Annotated in this window: 17 protein-coding genes; 11 read left to right on the top strand and 6 right to left on the bottom strand. The window is 73.0% G+C overall.

Translation table 11 applies throughout. The annotated features are described in order from the left end of the window. The first annotated feature begins 19 nt into the window (after positions 1–19). The 3 genes from fdhA (at position 20) to HDA43_RS17670 (ending at position 3,000) form a co-directional block, all read left to right on the top strand. Positions 20–1,240 carry a formaldehyde dehydrogenase, glutathione-independent gene (gene fdhA, locus HDA43_RS17660; protein WP_179822133.1) on the top strand — a complete coding sequence of 407 codons (1,221 nt, stop codon included), beginning with the start codon at positions 20–22 and terminating at the stop codon, positions 1,238–1,240. Positions 1,241–1,569: 329 nt separating this feature from the next. Further along, positions 1,570–1,740 (top strand): DUF3073 domain-containing protein, encoded by a 171-nt coding sequence (locus HDA43_RS17665; protein WP_179822136.1) that lies wholly within the window; start codon positions 1,570–1,572, stop codon positions 1,738–1,740. A 417-nt stretch (positions 1,741–2,157) separates the two neighbouring features. Continuing rightward, positions 2,158–3,000 carry an SDR family oxidoreductase gene (locus HDA43_RS17670; protein ID WP_179822138.1) on the top strand — a complete coding sequence of 281 codons (843 nt, stop codon included), beginning with the start codon at positions 2,158–2,160 and terminating at the stop codon, positions 2,998–3,000. Positions 3,001–3,090: 90 nt separating this feature from the next. Here the strand turns inward: HDA43_RS17670 and HDA43_RS17675 are convergent, their stop codons facing one another. Beyond that, entirely contained in the window at positions 3,091–4,380 is a 1,290-nt protein-coding gene (locus HDA43_RS17675) for an endonuclease Q family protein (protein WP_179822140.1), read from the bottom strand. A gap of 282 nt (positions 4,381–4,662) precedes the next feature. On the opposite strand from HDA43_RS17675, the gene HDA43_RS17680 reads away from it, so the two are divergent. Next, the gene (locus tag HDA43_RS17680) at positions 4,663–5,034 is read left to right on the top strand and encodes a sensory rhodopsin transducer (RefSeq protein WP_179822143.1); all 372 of its coding nucleotides are present in this window, start codon (positions 4,663–4,665) and stop codon (positions 5,032–5,034) included. A gap of 71 nt (positions 5,035–5,105) precedes the next feature. Here the strand turns inward: HDA43_RS17680 and HDA43_RS17685 are convergent, their stop codons facing one another. Next, a complete protein-coding gene (locus tag HDA43_RS17685; protein WP_179822145.1) occupies positions 5,106–6,017 on the bottom strand; it encodes an alpha/beta fold hydrolase in 912 nt (303 codons plus the stop codon). 301 nt (positions 6,018–6,318) lie between these two features. Between HDA43_RS17685 and HDA43_RS17690 the strand changes: the two genes are divergently transcribed. Genes HDA43_RS17690 through HDA43_RS17700 form a run of 3 tightly spaced genes read left to right on the top strand, consistent with a single transcriptional unit; the run spans position 6,319 to position 8,130 of the window. After that, positions 6,319–7,041 carry a CPBP family intramembrane glutamic endopeptidase gene (locus HDA43_RS17690; RefSeq protein ID WP_179822147.1) on the top strand — a complete coding sequence of 241 codons (723 nt, stop codon included), beginning with the start codon at positions 6,319–6,321 and terminating at the stop codon, positions 7,039–7,041. 4 nt (positions 7,042–7,045) lie between these two features. After that, entirely contained in the window at positions 7,046–7,384 is a 339-nt protein-coding gene (locus HDA43_RS17695; RefSeq protein ID WP_179822150.1) for a PadR family transcriptional regulator, read from the top strand. Continuing rightward, positions 7,381–8,130 (top strand): DUF2812 domain-containing protein, encoded by a 750-nt coding sequence (locus HDA43_RS17700; RefSeq protein WP_179822153.1) that lies wholly within the window; start codon positions 7,381–7,383, stop codon positions 8,128–8,130. Before HDA43_RS17695 ends, HDA43_RS17700 begins: the two co-directional genes overlap by 4 nt. A 141-nt stretch (positions 8,131–8,271) precedes the next feature. Here the strand turns inward: HDA43_RS17700 and HDA43_RS17705 are convergent, their stop codons facing one another. Next, positions 8,272–9,081, bottom strand: a complete 810-nt coding sequence (locus tag HDA43_RS17705) for a class I SAM-dependent methyltransferase (protein ID WP_179822156.1) — start codon at positions 9,079–9,081, stop codon at positions 8,272–8,274. Between the two features lie 126 nt (positions 9,082–9,207). Between HDA43_RS17705 and HDA43_RS17710 the strand changes: the two genes are divergently transcribed. Continuing rightward, a complete protein-coding gene (locus HDA43_RS17710; protein ID WP_179822158.1) occupies positions 9,208–10,416 on the top strand; it encodes an amidohydrolase family protein in 1,209 nt (402 codons plus the stop codon). A 121-nt stretch (positions 10,417–10,537) separates the two neighbouring features. Here the strand turns inward: HDA43_RS17710 and HDA43_RS17715 are convergent, their stop codons facing one another. Continuing rightward, positions 10,538–11,053, bottom strand: coding sequence for a MarR family winged helix-turn-helix transcriptional regulator (locus HDA43_RS17715; RefSeq protein ID WP_179822160.1), 516 nt, complete (start codon positions 11,051–11,053; stop codon positions 10,538–10,540). A 622-nt stretch (positions 11,054–11,675) separates the two neighbouring features. Between HDA43_RS17715 and HDA43_RS17720 the strand changes: the two genes are divergently transcribed. Genes HDA43_RS17720 through HDA43_RS17730 form a run of 3 tightly spaced genes read left to right on the top strand, consistent with a single transcriptional unit; the run spans position 11,676 to position 16,535 of the window. After that, positions 11,676–12,548 carry a DUF559 domain-containing protein gene (locus tag HDA43_RS17720; RefSeq protein ID WP_179822163.1) on the top strand — a complete coding sequence of 291 codons (873 nt, stop codon included), beginning with the start codon at positions 11,676–11,678 and terminating at the stop codon, positions 12,546–12,548. Between the two features lie 34 nt (positions 12,549–12,582). Then, positions 12,583–13,239, top strand: coding sequence for a hypothetical protein (locus tag HDA43_RS17725; protein WP_179822166.1), 657 nt, complete (start codon positions 12,583–12,585; stop codon positions 13,237–13,239). Next, entirely contained in the window at positions 13,236–16,535 is a 3,300-nt protein-coding gene (locus HDA43_RS17730; protein WP_179822169.1) for an ATP-binding protein, read from the top strand. Before HDA43_RS17725 ends, HDA43_RS17730 begins: the two co-directional genes overlap by 4 nt. A 73-nt stretch (positions 16,536–16,608) precedes the next feature. On the opposite strand, the gene HDA43_RS17735 is transcribed toward HDA43_RS17730, so the two are convergent. Further along, the gene (locus HDA43_RS17735) at positions 16,609–16,815 is read right to left on the bottom strand and encodes a hypothetical protein (protein WP_179822171.1); all 207 of its coding nucleotides are present in this window, start codon (positions 16,813–16,815) and stop codon (positions 16,609–16,611) included. Positions 16,816–16,881: 66 nt separating this feature from the next. Next, positions 16,882–18,711, bottom strand: a complete 1,830-nt coding sequence (locus tag HDA43_RS17740) for a CDGSH iron-sulfur domain-containing protein (RefSeq protein ID WP_179822174.1) — start codon at positions 18,709–18,711, stop codon at positions 16,882–16,884. Positions 18,712–18,740 lie beyond the last annotated feature (29 nt).

An 18,740-nucleotide genomic window follows, 5' to 3' on the forward strand; every position in this document is an offset into this window, starting at 1 on the left:
AACCGCCTGGGGGTGCGCCATGGCCGGAAACAGGGGCGTCGTCTACGAGGGGCCGGGCAGGGTCGTGGTCGAGGACTTCGACTACCCGGTGTTCGAGCTGAAGGAGGGGCCGGGGGTCAACCCGGCGAACGTCGGCCGGAAGGTCCCGCACGGCTCGATCGTCAAGACCGTCGCGACGAACATCTGCGGCAGCGACCAGCACATGGTCCGCGGCCGCACCACCGCCCCCCACGGCCTCGTCCTCGGTCACGAGATCACCGGTGAGGTCGTCGAGAACGGCCCCGACGTGGAGTTCATCAAGGTCGGCGACCTGGTATCGGTGCCGTTCAACATCTCCTGCGGGCGCTGCCGCAACTGCAAGGAGCGCAAGACCGGCATCTGCGAGAACGTCAACCCCGACCAGCCGGGGTCGGCGTACGGCTACGTCGACATGGGCGGCTGGGTCGGCGGGCAGGCCAGGTACGTCCTCGTGCCCTACGCCGACTGGAACCTGCTGAAGTTCCCCGACCGGGACAGGGCGATGGAGAAGATCCTCGACCTGGCCATGCTGTCGGACATCTTCCCCACCGGCTACCACGGGTGCGTGACCGCCGGGGTGACCACGGGCTCCACCGTCTACATCGCGGGCGCCGGCCCGGTGGGCCTGGCCGCCGCCGCCTCGGCGCTCCTCCTCGGGGCCGCCGCGGTGATCGTCGGTGACCTGAACGCCGACCGCCTGGCGCAGGCCCGCAGCTTCGGCTGCGAGACCGTCGACGTCTCCCAGGGGGATCCCCGCGACCAGATCGAGCGGATCCTCGGCAACTCCGAGGTGGACTGCGGCGTGGACGCGGTGGGCTTCGAGGCCCGCGGCCACGGGACCGAGGCCGCCACCGAACACCCGGCCACCGTGCTCAACACGCTCATGGGCGTCACCCGGGCCGGCGGCGCGCTCGGCATCCCCGGCCTGTACGTGACCGGGGACCCCGGGGCCGCCGACGAGGCCGCCAGGGAGGGGACGCTGTCGATCCGGCTGGGCCTCGGATGGGCCAAGTCGCTCGCCTTCTTCACCGGCCAGTGCCCGGTCATGCGGTACAACCGGCAGCTGATGATGGCGATCCTGCACGACCGGGTGCAGATCGCCAAGGCGGTCAACGCCACGCCGATCCCGCTGGAGGAGGCGCCGCGCGGCTACCGGGAGTTCGACCAGGGAGCCGCCCGCAAGTACGTCCTGGACCCGAACGGGATGCTCGGCACGTCCTGACGCTCGCGAGAGTTCGCCGTGTCGATGTGTTTTCTCCGCCCGGAAGTGATTTACATGGTGCAGGAGAAGATCATCGATTGCCATTCCCGGGAATGGCGGAGTTTTTCACATTGAAACGATCTTGGGTAGGATAATGGTAATGGCCTGTTCTCCCGTACCGCCCGGCCAGCTCCGAGCCCGTTCCGGTCGGGGACGAGGCGGGGCGCCGCCGAGGACGGCCATGGCGAGCGCGCCCTGCCGACCGCGCCAGGCCGTGCCGGGCCGTGTTCGCCGCTGAACGCAACCGGTGACAAGAGGTCGAGCAGGACCTGCGTGAGGGAGTACAGCCAATGGGCCGGGGTCGAGCCAAGGCGAAGCAGGCGAAGGTGGCGCGCGAGCTCAAGTACGGCAGCCACGGGATGGATCTCGATCGGCTGCGCGAGGAACTCGTCGCGGCGGGCGGCTCCCGGACGGAGTCCCAGGCCGAGGACACCGCCGACGACTACTTCGCCGACCGTTAGAGGGCGCCGGTCGGAAACCGGAACCGTTCCGCGGATCGCCGGCTTTCGGGTTCGTCCCGCGGCACCGTGCCGCGGGACGGCGAGCCGGGTCCGCCGGCTCCGCTCCGCGGGCCCCCGTCGTCACGGCGAGGGCCCGCGAAGCGGGTCTGGCGGCCGTGCGGGTGTGGCCCCGTGACCACCCGGCCGGCGGGTGCGACCCGCGGCCACTCGCCCGAGCCCGGCTCCGACAGCCGACGGCTCGCGGCGGCTTTGTGCCCCGAGCCGATCTTGGCGTCCCCCGGGGCGGCGTGCTCCGACCGGTGGCCCTTACACCGCTCCCGTACGGCCGGCCGGACCCGGGGCGAGTAGGGATCCCACCCCGGGGGTACGCGCGCTTCGGGAGGGGCGCCGGGGGCGCGCCCGGGAAAGGAAGCGGCGATGGCCGGAACGTCACGGGCGGGCTCCCCGCCCGGCCGCGCGGGAGGCGGCGACTACGACCGGGTGGCGATCGTCACCGGAGCCGACTCCGGCATGGGCCGGGCGACGGCCGTGGCCCTTGCCGAGCAGGGCTTCGACGTGGGGATCACCTTCCACTCCGACGAGGAGGGCGCGGAGGGGACCGCCGGGGAGGTGCGCGGCCACGGCCGGAACGCGGCCGTGCGCCGGCACGACCTGACCGACCCGGAGGCGGCCGCCGCGGTCGTGGACGAACTGGCCGACGAGCTGGGGGGCCTCGGCGTCCTGATCAACAACGCCGGGACCGGCAGCAGCGAGCCGCTGCTGGAGATGGACTTCCGGCGGTGGCGGTCGGTGATCGCGGTCGATCTCGACGGCGCCTTCCTGTGCTCCCAGCGGGCGGCCCGGCGCATGGTCGCCGCCGGCCGGGGAGGCCGCATCGTCAACGTCACCAGCGTCCACGAGGAGTACCCGCGCGTCGGCTCGGGGCCGTACTGCGCGGCCAAGGGCGGCCTGCGGATGCTGAGCCGGGTGCTCGCGCTGGAGCTGGCGCCGTACGGGATCACGGTGAACACCGTCGCCCCGGGGGAGATCGCCACCCCGATGACCGGCCAGGACGACCAGCCACCGCAGCCGGGCAGCCGCCCCGGCTACCCGATCGACCGGCCCGGCGACGCCCGGGAGGTCGCCGCCGTCATCGCCTTCCTGGCGAGCCCCGGAGCGTCCTACGTCACGGGCGCGTCGGTCTTCGTGGACGGCGGGCTGGGGCTCATGGGCCCGCAGGCGGCCGGAGCCCTGGAGTCCGGGGACTGGCGTCAGGGCTGACCCGCCCGGACACGCATCCGGCCCCGGACACCCATCCGCCTCCCGCCTCCCGGCTTCCCCGGCTCCCGGGAGCCGGGGAAGCCGGAGAGGCTAGAAAAGCGTCGGGGCGGCGGCCTCCGCGGCCACCCGGTCCAGCTCACCGGGCCGGAAGAACCGGATCGAACCGAACACCCCGTCGTAGCCCGGGTCCCGGATCACCTCGCCGCGGCGCAGCCGCCCGACCGCCTCGGCCAGCGGCGGCGAGTGAGCCGCGATGTCGTCCATCGGCACGTCCTGGAGGATCGCCAGCTCCGGGCCCAGGGCGGCGGTGAGGTCGTCGATCTCCCGGGCGACCTTCTTGGTCTTGGGCCCCGCGCCCAGGACCTCGCCCACGATCTCCGGCAGCGGGACGAGGCTGCGGAAGCCGGGCACGCCGGCCGGGCGGGCGCCCTCGGGCCGGTCGGCCAGGTCCTCGACCCGGCTCAGCACGCCCACCGTGAGCGGCCTGCCGCACACCGGGCACCGTCCACCGCGCTCGCGGGTCTCCCGCGGGGTCATCCGGACGCCGCACCCGCGGTGCCCGTCGACGTGGTACTTCCCCTCCTCGGGGAAGAACTCGACGGTCCCGGCGTAACCGTCGCCGGTCCGCAGCGCGTCGAGGACGGCGAAGTAATCGAGCTCCGTCTCGAACACCGTGGTCTCGCGGGCCACCATGGGCGGCGAGTGGGCGTCGGAGTGGCTGACCAGCCGGTAGCGGTCGAGGGCGGAGACCCGCCAGTTCATGGCCGGATCGCTGGACAGCCCGGTCTCCAGCGCGAAGATGTGGTCGGAGAGCTCGCCGTAGCACTCCTCCACGGTGTCGAAGCCGGACTTCGAGCCGAACACGCCGAACCACGGCGTCCAGACGTGGGCGGGCACCAGGTAGGCGCCCTCACCGCTGTCCAGGACGGTCTCCAGCAGGTCGCGGGAGTCCAGGCCGAGGATCGGCCGGCCGTCGGCCGCGAGGTTCCCGACCTTCGCGAGCTCGCGGTTGAACCTCTCGGCCGCCGCGAAGTCCGGCATGTACACCAGGTGGTGGATCTTCCTCGTACGGTCGCCGCGCCGGTAGATCGTGGAGACCTCGGTGGAGAGCATGAACCGCACCTCGGCGGAGGCCAGGCTGGGCGGCAGCGTGCGGGCGACGTCGCGGTCGATCTCCTCGCGCAGCCGGAACAGCCCCGGCTCGGCCGGGACGAGGCTCTCGCTCAGCCGCTCGAACCACACCGGGTGCGTGAGGTCGCCGGTGCCCATCAGCGTGACGCCCTTGCGCCGCGCCCACCACGCCAGGTGTTCGAGGTCGCTGTCCCTGCTGCAGGCCCTGGAGTACTTCGAGTGCATGTGCAGGTCGGAGTGGAACCGCATCGGCGGCCGTCCCGTCACCGGTCGCGCGGGTCCGGGCACGGCCCGGCGGACCCGGTCGGCTGGGGGGAACCGGGCCGGTGGCCGCGGCCGTACCGGGGGGAACCGGGCCGATGGCCGCGGCCGTACGTCGTCAATGGAGTCATGCGGACTCGTTTCCCTGCGTGACGGGGGGTACACACGCACGCGAACCGGGAATGGCGGGGGTGACGACGGACGCACGGAGGTCCGGAGAGCGGCGAGGACGGCGACGGACGCGTGCCGGACGCGAGGGCAGGAGGCGCGATGACGGCGGTGGGCACCACCACATGGGCCATCCCGGAGGGCTACATCCCCTCGGGCGGCACCGGCCCCGAGCCGGAGATGCTCAGTCACGAGACCGCGTGCATCCTCAACGCGGCGGACGAGGACGCGCACGTCGAGATCACGCTGTACTTCGCCGACCGCGAGCCGGCCGGGCCGTACCGGGTGACGGTGCCCGCGCGGCGCACGGTGCACCAGCGGTTCAACGACCTGACCGACCCCGAGCCCGTGCCGCGTGACACGCCGTACGCCTCGGTCATCCGCAGCGACGTCCCCGTGGTGGTCCAGCACACCCGCCTGGACTCGCGCCAGGCCGAGAACGCGCTGCTGTCGACGATCGCCCACCCGACGTGACCGGCCACGGCGCGCGCCGTCCCACGCGATCGGGTACGGCGCGCGGTCCAGTGTGATCGGGTGCGGCACGCTCACCCGGCGGTGGGCGGCGCCGCGTCCTCGGGGGCGAAGAACCCCAGCAGCAGGCGGTTCAGCGCCTCCGGTCGCTCGGTCGGGATGCCGTGGTGCGACACCTCCGGCAGCACGGCCGTTTCGGCGTGCGGCATCAGCCGCCGCGCACCGGCGACGACCGCTTGGGCGTCGTGCGCCCGGCTGCGCTCCGCCGCCACGACGAGCGTCGGTACGGCCGAGGCCCGCAGCCGGGCGGCGTCCGGGCGGCGGATGGTGATGATCTTCGATCGTGGGAAGTCCGTCGAGCCCGAGACGTAGAGCTCCAGCCAGTCCTCGTCCACGGGCGTGCCGCCCGACTCCCAGGCGGTGAAGGCTCGCACCCGCCCGGGGGTCGGGCGCAGCAGCATCGGCAGGGCGCGCAGCAGGTAGCGCGGGCTGAACCCGGTGAAGAACCGGGTGGGGTCGAGGAGCGCGAGACGGCGCACCCGGTGCGGCGCGCGCAGCGCGAACGCGAGGGCCAGCTCGGCCCCGTACGAATGTCCGCACAGGTCCGCCCGGTCGAGGCCGAGGCCCGTGAACGTCGTCTCCAGCCAGTCGAGCAGGTCGTCCTCGTCACGGATCGGCCTGTCGCCCCGCGTGCCGCGTCCCGGTTCGCCGATCCGGTCGATCGCGTAGACGCGGTGCGTGGTGGCCAGGGCCGCGACGTTGGCGAACCAGACCGCCGAAGTCGCCCCGCCGCCGTGTGACAGCACCAGCGGGGGCGCGTCCCCGGGCCCGTAGGCCAGCACCCGGGCGATGCCGTACTCCGAAGGGACGTCGATCTCCTCGGGGGTGACGGGCCACCGCGCGAGGACGCGCCCGTAGGCGGCGGAGAAGCGCCTCTCGGCCTCGGGGGTCCGGAAGGCGGGTACGGGGGGTGCGGCCTCGGGCATGCGATCCCTTCCTGTTCGGCGCGGAACTTCCGCGCGGAGCGGAGAACGCCTCCCGCACCGGCTCCCGGGAGATCTCCCGCGCCGGCTCCCGGGGGAGGGAGGGCCCTTCCTGCGTGGATCCCGTTCGACCCGGAGAGACCGTCCCGGCGGGGCGGCGGCCGGTCGACGGAGATCCACGACGAGTCTTCACCCTGGGGTCGGCGGGTCCTCATCCTCCCCGGCGGTCGTCCACCTACATAGGTGGCATTTCTAACTAGGTTGCTCTATCGTTTAGGTGGCGGAACAACGAAAGGAACCTCCCATGCCCCCCCTGGTGCTCGCCGCGGCCCTCGTCATCCATCTCGCCCTCGTGAGCCCCTGGCTCGGCAGGCGCTCCTACGCGCGCCTGGAGCGCGAGCGCGACCGGGACGGGAGGATCCTGACCCGGATGTTCACCGCCTGGACGACGGAGCTGTGGGCGCTGGCGGCGGTGGCCCTCCTGGTCGTCGGTCTGTCCCCGGAGATCGACCTGGCCGGTGTGGGCTTCGTCCTCCCGGCCGACCCGGGGACCACCGCCGGGATGCTGGTCGGCGCCGCGATCGGGTTGGCGGTGGCCGTTCTGGTGGCCGTCCGGATGAACAGGGCGGGCAGGCCGGTGCCCGGCCAGGCCGCCTTCCGGGCGATGCTGCCGCGCACCCCGGCCGAGCGGCGGGGCGCCCTGGTGCTCTCCGTCAGCGCCGGGATCTGCGAGGAGATCGTCTACCGGGGGCTGCTCATCGCGCTGGGCACGCGCGTGCTCGGCCTGCCCCTTCCCGTCGCCGCCGGTCTGGCCCTCGCGGTGTTCGTCGCCGGTCACCTCTACCAGGGGTGGCGAGGCATGGCCATGGTGACGCTGGCCGGGTTCGGCCTCACCATGCTGTACCTCAGGACGGGCAGCCTGCTGCTTCCGATCCTCCTGCACGCCGTCGTCGACATCCGCTCGCTGCTCCTCGTCCCGGCGGGTAAGCGTGACACGCTAGATGGCGTCGCTACCGTGCGAGGATGAGGTCATGTCGACCGACCGACGCGCGAGCTGGCTCAAAGGCGTCCTCGACCTGCTGGTGCTGGCCAGCCTGACCGAGGACGAGAGCTACGGCTACGAGATCTCCAAGACGCTCGCCGAGGCGGGTCTGGGCCAGATCAAGGGCGGCACCCTCTACCCGGTGCTCAACCGGCTGGAGGAGGCGGGTCTGCTCGCCGCCGAGTTCCGGGTCACCGAGCGCGGCCCCGGCCGCCGTTACTACCGGCTCACCGAGCGGGGCCGCGAGACGCTGACCGAGCAGAGCGGGCTGTGGCTCGCCTTCGACGAATCCGTACGGGCCATGCTGACCAAGGGGGCGGCCGGATGAGCGACTACTTCGACGAGCTGGCCGCGCTGCTGCGCGACAGGGGCGTCCCGGCGGAGCGGGTGGCCTCCACGATCGAGGAGCTGGCCGGGCACGTCGCGGAGAGCGGCGCCGACCCGGAGGAGGAGTTCGGCCCCGTCGCCGCCTTCGCCGACGGCCTCGGCGGGGACACCGGGGCCACCGGGGACGACGGGACCGCCGGCGACGAGCGGACGGCCGCCGCCGGGGAGAGCTGGTCGTGGACGGCCGACATCTTCGCCGACGAGCGGCGGCTCAACGAGTTCGGCGAGCAGGGCTGGGAGGTCGACCGGGTCGACCGGCGGGGAATGTTCGTCAGCCACCGGGACCCCGAGCGACCGCAGCGCTGGGAGTACCGCCGGGAGACGGTGTGGCCCGAGGGCAGGCGCGCCGTGGCCGAGCGGCTCGCCCCGGACGGCTGGGAACCCTGCGGCACCTGGTTCCTCTACGAGTACTTCAAGCGTCCCGGGGCCGCCTCGGTGGGCCCGGCGGCCGAGATCGGCTCCCCGCCCCCGGCGCCCGGCGGGCGGCTGTTCTTCAGCGCGCGGTTCCTGCTGATCCTGGCCGTCTGCGTGCTCCTCGCGGTCGTGAGCATGTGGGCCGTGGCGGGCTTCGGCGGCTCCGGCGACGACGGCGCCGGGTTCGCCGCCGGCGTGGCGACGGGCGCCGGTGTCGGGGCGGTCGCGGGAGCCGCCGCCGCCCTGTGGAGGCTCACGCGCCGCGACCGCTGACCGGCCCGCCTTCCGGCGGTCCGCGCCTCCCGGCTCTTCCGGACGAAGACCCTCCCCGCGCCGTGGCCGGGGAGCCCGGGACCGCCGTGGCCGCGAGAGAACCGGCGAAGGCGGTCCACCGTACGGGGCCTCGGGAGCGCGTCAGAAGTCCAGCCGGTAGTAGACCGACATCCGCCGCACCGCCGGCAGACGCCGGGCGACCGCCGCGAGCGTCCGGTATCCCCGGCTCAGCTCGGTGTAGCCGGGGTCGTCGAAGACGCTCTCGGACGCCGTGCACCGCAGCCCGGGGGCGATCGTCTCCAGCTCCGCGCAGCCGTCGATTCCCCAGTGGAGGGTGGCCCCGGCCTTCCGGACGATCCGGTTGGCCCACTGCATCCGGACACCGAGCCCGCTGAAGCCGTCGAAGACGAACCGCCCGGAGGGGAAGCGGTCCACGACGCGCCGGAAGAGCGCCCGGCCCTCGTCCTCCTCCAGGTACATGGTCAGGCCCTCGGCGACGACGAGGACCGGCCGGTCGGCGGGCACCTCCTCCAGCCAGGCGGGGTCCGTCACGGATGCGGCCACCAGCTCGTAGCCGTCGCGCGCCGGGTAGAGCCCCCGCTTGAGATCGATCACGGCGGGCCGGTCCACGTCGTACCACCGCACGCCCGGACCCGGATCGACGCGGTGCACCCGGCTGTCCAGGCCGCAGCCGAGGTGCAGCACGGTCGCCTCGGGGTGGCCGGCGAGGAAGTCGCGGGTCCAGGAGTCGAGGAACCTGCCCCGGAGCGCGATGGTGACATGGTCGCCGCGGCGGACCCCCGTGTCGGCGGGATCGAACTCGATCTCCCGCAGGGCCGCCACGGCCAGCGTGTCACCCAGGATCGGACGCGGCGACCGGGCGTCCAGGGCCCTGCAGTACAGCGTGGCCAGCATGGTGGCCTCCGCACCGGAAAGGCGCGCCTTCGACATGGATTCACCGTAACTCCGCTCCCTTCGAGGCGCGTGGGTGCCCGGGACGATGTTTGACCCAAGATAGTTTGACGTCTTACTATCCGATCGCTAACCAAAAGTGCGAGGCCGAGAAGAGAGATGCCGATGCGAACCCTCATCCGCGATGTCCGCGTCTTCGACGGTGAACGGACCGTCCCCCGCGCCGACGTCCTGATCGACGGCGCCCTGATCGCCGAGCCCGACGGCCGCCCGGCGGACGTCGAGATCGACGGCTCCGGCAGGACCGTCCTTCCGGGCCTGATCGACGCCCACACCCACGTCTTCGACGGCGACCTCGCCCAGGCGCTGACGTTCGGGGTGACCACGGAGCTCGACATGTTCTGCCTGCCGCAGAACCTCGCCCGGCAGCGGCGGATCGCCGCCGAACGCGACGACGTCGCCGACCTCCGCAGCGCGGGCGTCCTCGCCACCGCCCCCGGCGGGCATCCGAGCCAGCTCATGGCCGCGGAGGGGATGGCCGCCCTGGGCGACGCGGTCGGGCCGTTCGAGACGGTGGCGGACGCCGGCCAGGCCCGGGCGTTCGTGGCGGCGCGACTGGCCGAGGGCGCCGACTACCTGAAGATCGCCATCGACGGCGGGACGGTGTCCGGGACGCCGCTGCCGGTCCTCGGGCCCGACGTGGTGGCCGCCCTGGTCGAGGCCGCGCACGACGCCGGTCTCCAGGCGATCGCCCACGCGGTCACCACGAAGGACGCCCTCGTCGCCCTGGACGCGGGTGTCGACGGCCTGGCGCACGTCTGCTTCGACGCCGACCCGCTGGACTCCGCGGCCGATGATCTCGCGGCCCGGATCGCCGCCCAGGGGGTCTTCGTCGTCAGTACGCTGAGCTACTTCGAGGCGATCACCGGCAGCCCCGGCGGCGCGGAACTGATGCGGGACGAGCGCATCCGGTCGCGGCTGCCGGAACACGCCCGGGTCGCCGGCGACCGCGACACCGACGCCCTCCCGGTCTACTCCGAGGGCGTGGCAGGAGCCCTGCACGCCGCCCGGGCGCTGCACCGGGCCGGGGTGCCGTTGCTGGCCGGAACGGACGCGACCCCCTTCGCCCCGCTGCACGGCGCCGGCATGCACCGGGAAATGGTGCTCCTGACCGAGGCGGGGCTCACCCCGGAGGAGACCCTCGCCGCCGCCACCGCCGTACCGGCCCGCTGGTTCGGGCTGACCGACCGCGGGCGGATCGCTCCGGGGCTCCGCGCGGACCTGGTACTGGTGGAGGGCGACCCGACCGGTGACATCACCGCCACCCGGGCCGTCATCGACGTCTGGCGCCGCGGCGTCCGGCAGTCACGCTGACGGCCGGGCCGGCGTCCGGTCGAGCCGGTGCTCACAAGGGCCGCGTCGCCGGACCGGCACCCACGCGGTCACGCCGACGCTGACGGCACCGACGGCGCCGACGGTGCCGTCGGCCCCGCGGTCATGACGGCGTGCGGGCCGCCAGCATGGCGCGCAGGATCCGGTCGAGCTCGGCGGCGTCCTCCGGCGGCAGGCCGGCCGCCAGCCGGGCGAGGCCGGCCGCGTGGTCGGTGACCGCGGCGTCGATGACCTCGCGGCCCGCGTCGGTCAGGGCGACGCGGAAGCTGCGGCGGTCAGCGGGGTCCAGGCTCCGCCTGACCAGCCCCGCGGCCTCCAGCCGGTCGAGTCGGTTGGTCATGCCCGCGCGCGACGTCATCAGCACCGCGGACAGCTCCGAGGGGATCAGCGTGTACGGCGGGCCGGAACGGCGCAGCGCGGCCAGCACGTCGAACTCGCCCTGCCGCAGGCCGTGCCGCGCGAACACCTCCTCGACCGCCGCCTCCAGGAGCCGCGTCAGCCGGGAGAGACGGCCGAAGACCCCCATGGCCGACAGGTCGAGGTCGGGCCGTTCCCGGCGCCACTCCTCGATGACCAGGTCGATCGCGTCCGGAGCTCGTTCCGCCGTCTCACCGCTCATGAGGCCACTTTATTCGGCACGAGATAGTCAGACCGCGTACCGTCCGTCGCCGGGCACGGCCCGCGACGGTGACCCTGACACGAGCCCGGCTCTTCGCGGTGAGCAGTGGCGAGCAGCGGTGAGCAGCGGTGGGCGGTGCGGCCGGCTCCGGACAACGTGAGCCGGCCGCGAGGCGGGAGAGCCGGTCATCGGGCCGCAGAAGTGGAACCGGTGGAATTTCCACGACAATTCACTGAAAACGCATGCGTAACCTTGTTCGCTCCCCTAACCTCTGCAAGGTCGAAGCGTCCATATGTCAAAGGAAAACGGCGTGGCGCAGTCGTGGACCGAAGTGCCGATGCGACATGTCGTCCGGGTGCGCCGAGCGGATTCCGCGCCCGTGGAGGTGCCGGCGGACGCGCTTCCCGAAGGTCTTCCCGCCGTTCTCACCTGTTCCGCAGACCGGGAACGGATCGCCTGTTCCCCAGGAGGGGAACAGGCCGCCTGTTCGGCCGGCCGGGAACGGGCAGGCCTTTTCGTCGGTGGGGCACGGACCACGAGTGAGATCGTCGGCGCCGTCCTCGACGAACTGGAGCGGGCCGTCGTCGCACTCTTTCCGGCGTGGCCGCCCGGCGCCGAGGGTGTGGGCGGGGCGGGAGGCGCCGCGGTGCTGGCCGTACGGGAGCTCGCCGGGCGGTTGGCGTCCGGCAGGCGCGGCCTCGCCCCCTTCCTGGCCGACCTCGCCGCGCGCTCGCTGACGGATGGAACGTTCCGAAACCCTCCCCGGACGCCCGCCGAAGTGCGCGCCGCCGGTCTGGCCCTGGCGTACGCCGCGAGCTTCGGGCGTCCATGCGCGGCGATCCTCGTCCGGGTCCCCGAGGGGCTGTCCTCCGCCGGGGAGGAGAGACTGCTGGGAGCCGGGGAATGGCTCATCCGCCACGGTGACCTGGGGTTCTGGATCACCGGAGCGGGCCCCGCGGCCCCGGGCCGGATTCCGGTGGTGACCGTGGAGCCGGTGCCGTCACCATCGCGGAGGACGCCACCCGCACGGCCCGCGCCGACCGCGCCACCCGCGCGCCCCGTGCCGTCTCCGGGCCCCGGACGGTTCCGCGACCCGGGGGAGACGCCCGTACGGCCCGCGCTACCGGCCGGATCCCCCGCCGAAGGGCGCACGCACCCGGGAAGCCCGGTGGAGTCCGCGCTGGAGCGGGCGCTCGGCTCCTGCGCCTGGGCCGCGGGCCGGGCCTGGAACCAGACGTACCAGCCGAGCCCGCTGACCGGCCCCATCCGGGTGGACCTGCTGTGGCGGGCGGAGCGCTGCGTCGTCGAACTCGACGGCCCGGAGCACCGCAGCCCGGAGAACCGCGTCAGGGACCGGGCGCGGGACGCGCGGCTCCGCGGCGACGGCTACGCGGTCCTGCGATTCGACAACGACCGCGTCATGAACGACCTGCCCTCCGTGCTCCGCGAACTGAAGAAATTTCTCCAAGCCCGCCGTGGCCCGTCAGAAGGATGAGGACATGCCCGAAACAGGATTCTCGCTTCCGGAAATGTCGGTTCTGGTGGTGCTGATGGCCGAGGCGGATGGAATTTCCAATCCCGAACTCAAGGAACGTTACGGCCTCAAACTCGACGGCCGATCACGCGAGAAACTGAACGGCCTCAAACTCGTCGAGAGCCGCAAGGAAGGCCGTGCCTTCGTCCACACCCTGACCGACACCGGCTGGGCCCGGATGGCGGAGATGATCGAGGCGGGCATCCCGCTGCCCAGCGGCTCGGCCGCGGCGATGTGCCGCGCCCTGCTGACCGGGCTGAGCCGGTTCCTGTCGCGGACCGGGCAGCGGCCGGCCGACTTCTTCCACCCCGGAAGCGACACCGTCCCCGACACGGCTCCCGGCACTGTGGGGGAGACGGCGGTGTCCGCCGGACCTCCCGCCGCGGAGGCGGACGTCACCGAACGCATCCGCGCCGCCTACGCCGAACTCGCTCCCGAGGCCGGCGCCTGGGTCGGCCTGGCGCGGCTGCGCCCGCTGCTCGGCGGGTTCACCCAGGCCGAGGTGGACCGCGCGCTCAAGGGGATGATCCACCTGCCGGAGGTGAGCATCGTGCCGGAGCACAACCAGAAGGTACTCACCCCCGAAGCCAGAAAAGCAGCGGTGAGCGTCGGTGGAGAGGACAAGCACCTCATCTCGATCGAGGCGCGATGAGCGGCCGGGAACTGGAGGTCCTCCAGACGCTCAGATTCAACTGGGCAGAAGGGCCGGAGGACGTGTGGAGCCCATCGGCTTTCCACGTGGAGGGCCTGAACCCGGCGGTGGAGCGCGCAATCACCAGTGGGCTCGATGACGTGGTCGGCGGCGGTGCCGTCAACCCGATCGGGTTGGTCCTGCGCGGACAGCGAGGTACGGGCAAGACCCATCTGCTCGGCTGGGTCCGTGAGCGGATCCAGCGGGAGGGCGGTTACTTCTTCCTGGTCGGCCTGCTGGACGCGCGGACCTTCTGGGAGAACACCCTGATCTCCATGCTCGACGGTCTCTCCCGGGACGGCAGTGAGGGCGAGAGCCAGCTCAAGATCCTGCTGCGGAGACTGTCCGAGCTGACCGGTGTGCCGCGCTGGGTGCAGCGAGAGGTGATCGGAAATCGTGCCGTGACGCGCGATGGACTCGACGCCTTCTCCGACGCGCTGCGCCGGTTCAACCCGCACGTCGGGAAGGACGCCAAGGACACTCTGCGTGCCCTCGTTCTGCGCGCGAACACCGACTACCGCGTGCAGGACGTCGGCGATGGATTCCTGCTCGCGCTCCCAGAGGAAGAACCAGGCGGACGTGCGGCCTGGGGCATCCGGCACCTTCCGAAGACGCCGCAGGAGATCGTCCGGGATCTTTCCCGTCTCCTCGCGCTGACCGGGCCGTCAATCATCGCCGTCGACCAGATCGATGTCCTCGTCGCGCAGTCCCCGGTCACCGGTGAAAGTGCGGCGGCGCACGACTGGCGTGAGCTGATCGTGATCGATCAGGTGGCGGGTGGGTTGATGGCGCTACGCGAGATCACCCGCAGGACCTTGACCATCGTTTCCTGTCTGGACCAGACCTGGGTTCTCGTCGAGAAGTACGCTACCGGCACCGCTCGTGACAGGTTCCGCGTAATGCCCAGTCTCAAGCCGCTGCCGGATGCCGATACCGCTCGTGCCTTGGTCGAGAAGCGGTTCGCCACCAGGTTCGTCGAATCCGGTTTCACCCCGCCTTATCCGACGTGGCCTATACGGACGGCTGCGTTCGGAGCGGCTGGTGAGTACACCCCGAGGCGACTCCTGATCAAGATTGATGAGCATGTCACAGCTTGCCTGGACGATGGGGAAGCACGTGAGCTGGAATCCTTCGACCGGACAGCGGATCCGCATCCGGCTCGTGTCCGCACCCCCTCTCGATTTACCGACATCGATACCCGGTTCGCCGAGCTCCGGCAGAAGGCCCATGTGACGGACGCCCTGGACGCCGACATCGAGGACGCGGTGATGCCCGCGCTGCTGGCGGCGGGGCTGTCGGCGTGGATCGACGGGCTCGGTGACGCCGGGCGCCGGTTCAGCGTCGATCCGCCGCCCAGCAAGAGGCCGCCGCTGCACGCCCGTCTCCGGCTCACCCTGGACGAGGAGACCGAGGACGAGGCGCACTGGGCGTTCCGCGCCATCGCCGCTCCCCACCCGGTGGCCGCGCTGAGCCGTCTGCGCGCCGCAGCGGTGATGGCCGGGCTGACCGCGGAGGTCCCCCGGAGGCGGCTGTTCGTGCTGCGCGGGATCCCCTGGTCGAAGGGGCCCCGTACGGTCGCCGCCCTCGCCGAGTTCGAGCGGTCGGGCGGCAGGGTGCTGGACGTGGACGACGAGGACCTCAGGATCCTGGCCGCGCTGCGGGAGCTGTACGCGGAGAACCCGCCGGACCTGCGGGCCTGGCTCGCCGCGCGGCGACCGGCTCAGGAGGTCAGGCTGCTGGCCGAGACCCTGGGCGACGCCGGGACGGCGCACCCCGGGCGGGTGGCCTCCGAGCCGGTGACCATCGGTTCCGCGGCCCCGGCATCCGTGGTCTCCGAACCGGCGACCACCGGTTCCGTGGTCCCGGCACCCGTGACCGCCAGGCCCATCGTGACCAGCGGGACCGCCGCCGGGGTCACCGTGATCAGTGGGGCCACGACCGTCACATCCGCGCTCACCGGGACCCCGCTCACCGCCCCCGCGGCCGACGGACCCGTGACCGGACATGTGGCCAACGGGATCGGGGGCGGCGCGCCGTACATCCCGCTCGGTGTCACCGTCCTCGGCGGGCGGCCCGTCGGGATCGAGCTGGAGGCGCTCAGGAAGCACGCGGTGATCTTCGCGGGCTCCGGCTCGGGCAAGACCGTCCTCATCCGCCGTCTGGTCGAGGAGTGCGCGCTCCAGGGCGTCTCGGCGATCGTGCTCGACCCGAACAACGACCTGGCGCGGCTCGGGGACGGCTGGCCGGAGCCGCCGGAACGGTGGGGCCCCGGGGACGCGGAGAAGGCGGCGGCGTACCTGGCCGCCACCGACGTCGTCGTCTGGACGCCGGGCCGCGTCGCCGGACGGCCGCTCAGCTTCCAGCCCCTCCCCGACCTGGCGGGCGTCGCCGGGGACGCCGACGAGTTCGCCGCCGCGGTGGACGCGGCCGTCTCCTCCCTCGTGCCGCGCGCCAAGCTCGACTCCAGGGCGAAAGGGGCACTGATCGGGCAGGCCGTCCTCCGGGAGGCCGTCGCGCACTACGGGCGCGCGGGCGGGCAGGGACTGCCGGGCCTCATCGAGCTGCTGGCCGACCTGCCCGACGGGGTGAGCGGGCTCGGCGACGCCGGGCGCGTCGCCGCCGGGCTGGCCCAGACGCTGAAGGCCGCGATGGTCAACGACCCGCTGTTCGCCGGTGCCGGGACCCCGGCCGACCCCGGTGTCCTGCTCACCCCGCCGCCGGGCAGGCGGGCGCGCGTGTCGGTGATCAGCTTCGTCGGCCTGCAGTCGGACGAGCAGCGGCAGGGGTTCGTCAACCAGTTGCAGATGGCGTTGTTCGCCTGGATCAGGAGGCATCCGGCCGGTGACCGTCCGCTGGGTGGGCTGTTCGTGATGGACGAGGCCCAGACCTTCGCGCCGTCGGGCGCGATGACCCCCTGCACGCGGAGCACGCTGGTACTGGCCGCCCAGGCGCGCAAGTACGGGCTCGGGCTGGTGTTCGCCACCCAGGCGCCCAAGGGGTTGCACAACCAGGTCCCGGGGAACGCGGCGACCCAGTTGTTCGGCCTGCTCAACGCCCCCGCCCAGATCGAGGCGGCCAAGGAGATGGCGCGGGCCAAGGGCGGGCAGGTCACCGACGTCTCCCGCCTGACGGCGGGGCAGTTCTACCTGGCTCCCGAGGGGAGCGCGTTCACCAGGACGCGGGTCCCGATGTGCCTGACCCACCACCCCAGAGCCCCCCTCACGGCGGAGGAGGTCATCGCCAGGGCGAGCGGCTGAGAGCCGGTCCCTCGTCGAGGACGTGCGGGCCCGCCGCCCGGACCACCGACCCGGGAGCCGCGGGCGGGCCGGCTCACTCGAAGTCGTCGGGGTTGAGCTCCTTCAGCCGCATGAAGTCGGCTTCGTTCATCTCCGTGTCACCGGCGGATCCGGTGCCGGACGCGGTCTCCGCGGCCGGGCCTCCGGTCCGCCGCTCCTCCGCCTGCTCGCCTTCCTCCCGGGCGGCGTCCAGCAGGTGTTCGGTGTCGGTCTTCGGCTGGTTCTCGTCTGGAGTGCTCATGGCCTGGCCATACCCACGGCGTCCGGGCGGAACCGGGGTGACCTGGGGGGTCGCGGGGACGGCGTCCTACTCGGCCATGCCGGTCTCGGTCCACCGCTCGAAGGCGGTGATCCACTCCGCCGGCCACGCCCCGTCACACGGCATGCTCCCACCGCGCAGCCGCTTCAGGATCTCCTCCGCGTGCGTCCGCACGTCCTCGCAGGACCACAGGTCGAACGCGAACCGCATGGCGTTGCGGTCCTGCGGCCGGAACAGGGATCTGATGTGGGCGCCGTAGGAGACGGCCTCGCCGTCGGCGGGCAGCGTCACCGGCTCCTTCTCCTCCGGTACGGCGAGGGCCGAGGGTCGGGCTCCCGGGGTGGCGTCGCACACCCACCACCAGCGGGGCACCGGCATGTGCGCGGGCGGCTGGGCGTCGTGCTGGGAGTTCTCCAGCGCGATCCGCGACCCCCACTCCAGATAGGCGACGAAGGCGGCGCGGAACTCGGCGTCCTGCGGCACCCCGGCCTGGTCCGCGGCCCGGCACATGAGCGCCACCCAGCGCGCCCGCTGCTCCTCGGTGAGGCACCTCCCCACGTGCTGGGAGATCATCCGCTCGTACCCGCCGTACCCCTCGCTGTAGGCGTGCGGGCCGCCGAAGACCTCGCCGAGCCATTTCGCGACCCTGATCGGGTGGTCGGGCGACATGCTCGCGAACAGCGGGCCGATCAGCGGGTCCTCGGGGACGAGCTTGCCGTAGAACAGCCGGGTCATCCGGGTGAGCGCGGGCAGCCCCCCGGTCCACTCGAACAGCGTCACCTCGCCGTCGGGGTCCGGCACCGGGTCCTTGAACGAGGTGTTCCAGTGCATGCCGCTGCAGAACGGCTTGTTGAGGGAGTGCCCGCACCGGCACAGGCTGTAGTGCTCCGGCGAGGCGCCCCGGTTGCGCGGTACGGCGGCGCCGCCCTCGCCGGTCAGGCGGATGCCCCCGGTGACGCGGTACGGGCCGTCCTTGGACACCTCGACGGCCGGTTCCCTGACCGGGTCGGCAACCTCGCGTGCCTCCCGGCCGTCGATCGCGAGGCCCAGCGCGCCGGACGGGCAGGCGCGCACCGCCGCGATGATCTCGTCCACCCGTCCGCCGCTGGGCGCGACGAAGGGTTCCCGGCCGAGCCGGAACACCGAGGCGAGCCGGTCGGTGCAGAAGCCCGAGTGGGCGCAGAGCCCCCGGTTGTCCAGCACGGTCACGCCGACGCCGGGGTAGGAGTCCTCCTGGTCGGGCACCCGCTTGGGGTCCTTGGCGCCGGAGAAGCCGATCCGGGAGTGGCTCCCGTCGCACAGGGGCTTGGTCTCCGACGCGCCGCACCGGCAGAGGGCGACCTGGGGGCACGTGGCGATCCTCTCTCCCAGCCAGGAGTAGAGGGTGACGTTGGCCGCGAGGTAGGGGCCGTCCTCCGCGACCTCGATCCCGCTCTCGACCCCGGCCATCAGGCGGCGCAGCTCCGCCAGGCGCTCGGCCCCGTTTCCGTCCCCGTCCTCGCCTCCGGCCGCCGGGAGGGAGAGCGCCTGGAGCGCGGCGGTCGCCTCCTGCAGCCCGGCGCTCGCCGTACCGGCGGCCCGCGCCCGCTCGGCCGTCGCCGCCACGGTGAGGGTCCACAGCCGCTCCGCGGGCGTGCCGCCGGCGCCCTCGCCCGCGCCGCCGTCACCGCCCGCACCGCCGCCCGCGTACACGCCGCCGTCCGCGCCATCGCCGTCCGCGCCGCCGTCCCCGCCGGCGGCCCTGTGCAACGGGGCGATCACACTGTCGCGCAGCCGCCGCGCGACGTCCTCGCCGAGATCCGGCCCCTCCCCGCTGCGGATGTCGTGTTCGAGGCGCGACGCCTCCCGCAGCAGCGCGCTCAGCCTGTCGTCCGTCATCACGTGACCTCGATCCTCAAGTCAGGTCT

Origin of the sequence: Streptosporangium sandarakinum (assembly GCF_013409935.1) — a bacterium.
GTDB classification, from domain to species: Bacteria; Actinomycetota; Actinomycetes; order Streptosporangiales; family Streptosporangiaceae; genus Streptosporangium; species Streptosporangium nondiastaticum.